Source organism: Mesorhizobium sp. M4A.F.Ca.ET.090.04.2.1, from assembly GCF_003999085.1.
GTDB lineage: Bacteria > Pseudomonadota > Alphaproteobacteria > Rhizobiales > Rhizobiaceae > Mesorhizobium.
The window spans coordinates 1-4,153 of record NZ_RZOT01000539.1 but is presented as its reverse complement, the minus strand read 5'-3'; the positions used below and the strand labels follow the sequence as shown (position 1 = coordinate 4,153).

Annotated in this window: 5 protein-coding genes; 3 read left to right on the top strand and 2 right to left on the bottom strand. The window is 64.3% G+C overall.

Going from position 1 to position 4,153, the window contains the following annotated elements:
• Positions 1 to 29 precede the first annotated feature (29 nt).
• A complete protein-coding gene (gene rirA, locus EN781_RS27585) occupies positions 30 to 491 on the bottom strand; it encodes an iron-responsive transcriptional regulator RirA (protein ID WP_126054157.1) in 462 nt (153 codons plus the stop codon).
• Positions 492 to 692: 201 nt separating this feature from the next.
• Here rirA and EN781_RS27580 point away from each other — a divergent pair, with 201 nt between their 5' ends.
• From EN781_RS27580 to EN781_RS27570, 3 genes are all read left to right on the top strand, one after another.
• Positions 693 to 1,988: a DUF445 domain-containing protein gene (locus tag EN781_RS27580; protein WP_126054158.1), complete on the top strand. Its 1,296-nt coding sequence runs from the start codon at positions 693 to 695 to the stop codon at positions 1,986 to 1,988.
• Between the two features lie 67 nt (positions 1,989 to 2,055).
• A complete protein-coding gene (locus EN781_RS27575; RefSeq protein WP_126054159.1) occupies positions 2,056 to 2,484 on the top strand; it encodes a phasin family protein in 429 nt (142 codons plus the stop codon).
• Between the two features lie 225 nt (positions 2,485 to 2,709).
• Positions 2,710 to 3,201 carry a MaoC family dehydratase gene (locus EN781_RS27570; RefSeq protein WP_126054160.1) on the top strand — a complete coding sequence of 164 codons (492 nt, stop codon included), beginning with the start codon at positions 2,710 to 2,712 and terminating at the stop codon, positions 3,199 to 3,201.
• On the opposite strand, the gene EN781_RS27565 is transcribed toward EN781_RS27570, so the two are convergent.
• Positions 3,198 to 4,153: MFS transporter (locus EN781_RS27565; protein ID WP_127400520.1), on the bottom strand; the 956-nt coding region annotated here is incomplete at its 5' end. The genes EN781_RS27570 and EN781_RS27565 overlap by 4 nt on opposite strands.

Below are 4,153 nucleotides of genomic sequence, written 5' to 3'. Positions count from 1 at the left end.
GCAATCGGCGGCCTAGCCGCCGGCTGCAATCAGGCGGCGGGGGCGCGCTGCTCCAGCATGTCGATGCCAAGCAGATGGCGCACATTCGGGCGCGCCGCCACCAGGTCTGCGATCGTGTAGCGCGACAGCACGGCAAAGAAGGCGTTGAGCGCCTCGCGCAGCGCCGAGTTCAGCACGCAGCTGTCGACCAGCGGGCATTCGGCCGCGTCGTTCTCGAAGCATTCGGCCATGGCGAAGCTCTCTTCGGTCACCCGCACGACGTCGAACAGGCTGATCTGCTCGGCCGGACGGCCAAGCCTGACGCCGCCATTCCTGCCACGAACCGTCTCGACCAGACCGTGCTCGACCAGCGGCTGCAGAATCTTGAACAGGAACAGCTCCGACACCGAATAGGCCGCGGCAATCTCGGGGATGCGGCTCAGCCGTTCGGTATTGGCGGCGCAATACATCAGGATGCGCATGGCATAATTGGTCTGGCGCGTCAGCCGCATTTCGTCCTCATGAACCAGTAGCTTGGACCCAATATGGCCTATACCTTGGAACAATTCCAGACTGGCGGCGCACGATAGATGAATAAACGCGTCAACTTTATGTGCATGGTGGCGCAAATTGTGAGCCGGACAGGGTATGGCGGGCATTTGGCCGGCGACGACCCTAGATAAGATCGCAACATCGATCAGGAGCGGCTCAGCATGTCACAAGCGGCCCCGGCCATGAACCATGTCCGATTCGACACCGACGCCGATGCCAAGCTTGCGGCGCTGCGGCGCACCAAGCTGGTGGCCGCCACGGCGCTGGCGCTTTGCGTTCTGGTCTTCGGGCTCGCCAAGTCGCTCGAGGGCACCTATCCGTGGCTCGGCTTCGTCGCTGCCTTCGCCGAGGCGGCAACCATCGGCGGCCTCGCCGACTGGTATGCGGTGGTGGCGCTGTTCAGGCGGCCGCTCGGCCTGCCGATCCCGCACACGGCCATCATCCCGGAGAACCAGGAGCGCATCGCCGACAATCTTGGCCGCTTCATCGAGGTCAATTTCCTGGCGCCGGAGCCGGTGCGCGAGAAGCTGGCCGAGGTCGACTTTTCCGCTTTGGTCGCCGACTGGCTGGCCGATGCCGAGCGCGCCGCCGGCCTGTCGCGCTTTGTCGCCCGCCTGGTGCCGCAGACGCTTGCCGCTGTCGAACAGTCCGGCCTGCGCGGCTTTGTCACCAGCCGCATGCTGGATGAGGTCGAGAAGGTGCCGCTGGCGCCGCTTGCCGCCGAGCTCCTGTCGACGCTCACCGACGATCGCCGTCACCAGAAACTGTTCGACGAATTCACCAGGGTGATCGGCCGCTTCCTCAACGACGAGGAGGCGCTCTCCGCCATGCGCGAGAAGATCCGCGAGGAATTGCCGTCGCTGTTCAACCTGTTTCGCGCCGATGCCTATCTGCTCAAGAAGATCGTAGCCTCAGCCGGCACGCTGCTCGAGGAGGTGAGGACCGATCCCGACCACCCGATGCGGGCCGAGTTCGACCGGTTTGCGAAGACTTTCATCGAGCGGCTGAGGACGTCGAAGCAATATGCCAGGCGGGCCGAGCAGCTGAAGCGCGATTTCCTGGCGCGGCCGGAAATGAAGGCGCTGGCCGGCGACATGTGGGAAAGCCTGCGGCAGTTCATAGAGCAGGACGCCAGGGCCGAGAATTCCCTGATCCGCGCCCACCTCGCCAACATGTTCGTCGAGGTCGGCCGCCATCTGGCCAGCGACGCGCGGATCAGGGCCGACATGAACCAGGGGTTCGTGGTGGCGCTGTCGTCCTTCGTAGAGAGCCAGAAGAGCGGCGTGTCGAAATTCATCGCCGACCAGGTCAAACGCTGGGATCTTGGCCAACTCACCCGGCTAATCGAGATGAACATCGGCAAGGACCTGCAATATATCCGCTTCAACGGCATGGTCATCGGCGGCCTTGCCGGCATCGTGCTTTACACGGCCGAGCGGTTGTTCCTCGTCAATTGACGCAAGCGTGGCGTGCTCTATTCTTCTGTCAGGGAAGGCCTTCGCGGCAGATTGGGGAGCAGAAGCCATGGCGAAACAACCGGACTCCGACTCGTTCCTGGACATGTTCAGCAGATTCGGCCGCGACCTGAAGATGCCGAATGTCGATGTCGAAGCCATAATCAGCCACCACCGCAAGAATCTCGAAGCGCTCGAAAAGTCCGCCAGGGCAGGCGCGGCCGGAGCGTCCTCGTTGCTTGCGCGGCAACGCGAGATGGTGCAGGAGGCGCTGCGCGAGATCACCGATCTGGCACAAAATTACCGGGCACCCGGCAATCCGCAGGAATTGATGACGAGGCAGGCGGAGTTCGCCCGCAAATCCTTCGAGACGGCGCTGAAGAATGCCGGCGAGGTGGCTGAAATGGCCAGGAAATCCGGCACGGAATCCATCGAGATCCTGCGCGAGCGCATCAAGGACGCGATGGCCGAAATTCGCTCCGGCTACGAGAAGAAGTGACTTTTCCAGTCAGCTTCGCTTTGCTGCCTGCCAGATATGATCGTGCATTTCGGGCGTTAAGTCCCGGGCGCGCGGAGGCCGCGCTTGCCTTCCGGCGACACTGTGGATGAGCTGCCACCCACGGCGGCAAAACGCGGCCTGTCGGAACCGAATTGCCCGGCGGCGAATTGACAGGGGGCTCCGCTTCGTGGTCGGGAGACGGGCGAAACGATCGGGAAAGCAGGAATGACGGAAGCACGGCCGAGGACGCCGCCGACCTTCGAGCAGTTGAGGACGATGGCCGGGCTGGAAGTCGGGGTGTCGGAATGGACGACGGTCGACCAGCACCGTATCGACCAGTTCGCCGAATGCACCGGCGACCACCAGTGGATCCATGTTGACCCTGAAAGGGCGAAGCGGCAGAGCCCGTTCCGCACCACGATCGCGCATGGCTATCTGACGCTGTCGATCATCGGCGCGCTGGCACTCGACATGGGCATCGTACCCGAAAACACCCAGGCCGCCTTCAATTACGGCTTCGACAAGGTCCGCTTCCTGTCTCCGGTTAGAGTCGGATCGAGAATACGGCTCCGCACCACGCTGCTGTCGATGGAGGACAAGGGCCCCGGCCAGTATCTGATGAAGGCCGCCAATACGGTCGAGATCGAGGGCGAGCAGAAGCCGGCCCTGACAGCCGAGACGCTGGTCATGCTCTACGAGCGCCGCAAGCGGGCTTAGGCAAGATCCTTGCGCTTGCCGCCCGCCCGCCGGCTGAACAGGGCAAGGCCGAGCGCAACCAGCGCAAGCGCCATCGCGACTCGGAACGTGACCTGCATCCCTAGCAGGGTTGCCGATGGGGTCGCTGAATCTGCTCCAGCAGATGCCGCGGCGAATATGGCGCCCATCAGCGATGCGCCGGTGATCAGGCCGAGATTGCGCGACAGGTTGACGAGGCCGGAGACGACGCCGCGCTGGTCGGCGGTCGCGGCCCCCATCACCGCGGTGTTATTCGCGGTCTGGAACAGGGCGTAGCCGCCGCTCAGCGCCAGGACCGGGACGACGTAGCCGGGAATGCCGAACGCGATCCGGATCGACGAGAGGGCAAACGTGCCGAGAACGAGCGAGGCCAGGCCGGCGATCATCGTCGGCTGGGCACCGAAGCGGTCGACCAGCCGCCCCGCCGGCACCGCAGCCAGCGTCGCGACCAACGGTGCCGTGGACATTACCAGGCCGACGGTGGCGGGGTCGAGGCCCAGCGCTCTGGAGAGGTAGAACGGCGCGACCACCAACTGGCCCATCACCACGGTCGAGACGACGACGCTCATGGCGAGGCTTGCGGTCAGCATGCGGTCGCCGAATGCAGCCAGGCGGACGAGCGGAGTCTCGACCTTCAATTCCGTCACGATGAACAAGGCGACGCCAAGGGCGGCAACGGCAAGCAGGCCGAGATTGAGCAGACCAAAGCTGCCCTTGCCCAGTGTCATGGCCAGCGCATAGGCGGCCAGCGTCAAGGCGAGCAGAACCGTCCCAGGAGTATCGAAGGTGCTTCGTCCCGGCCCGGACCTGCCTTCGTTGGGCAGTGCGCGCCAGGCAAGCGCGAAAGCCAGCATGCCGAGCGGCACATTGACCAGGAAGATCGCCCGCCAGCCGGCGCCGGCGATCAGCAACCCGCCGAGCGACGGGCCAAGCA

Excerpts from the sequence above, each read along its gene's own strand:
- EN781_RS27575 (WP_126054159.1), top strand. The coding sequence starts at position 2,056 with ATGGCGAAACAACCGGACTCCGACTCGTTCCTGGACATGTTCAGCAGA.
- EN781_RS27580 (WP_126054158.1), top strand. The coding sequence starts at position 693 with ATGTCACAAGCGGCCCCGGCCATGAACCATGTCCGATTCGACACCGAC.
- EN781_RS27570 (WP_126054160.1), top strand. The coding sequence starts at position 2,710 with ATGACGGAAGCACGGCCGAGGACGCCGCCGACCTTCGAGCAGTTGAGG.
- rirA (WP_126054157.1), bottom strand. The coding sequence starts at position 491 with ATGCGGCTGACGCGCCAGACCAATTATGCCATGCGCATCCTGATGTAT.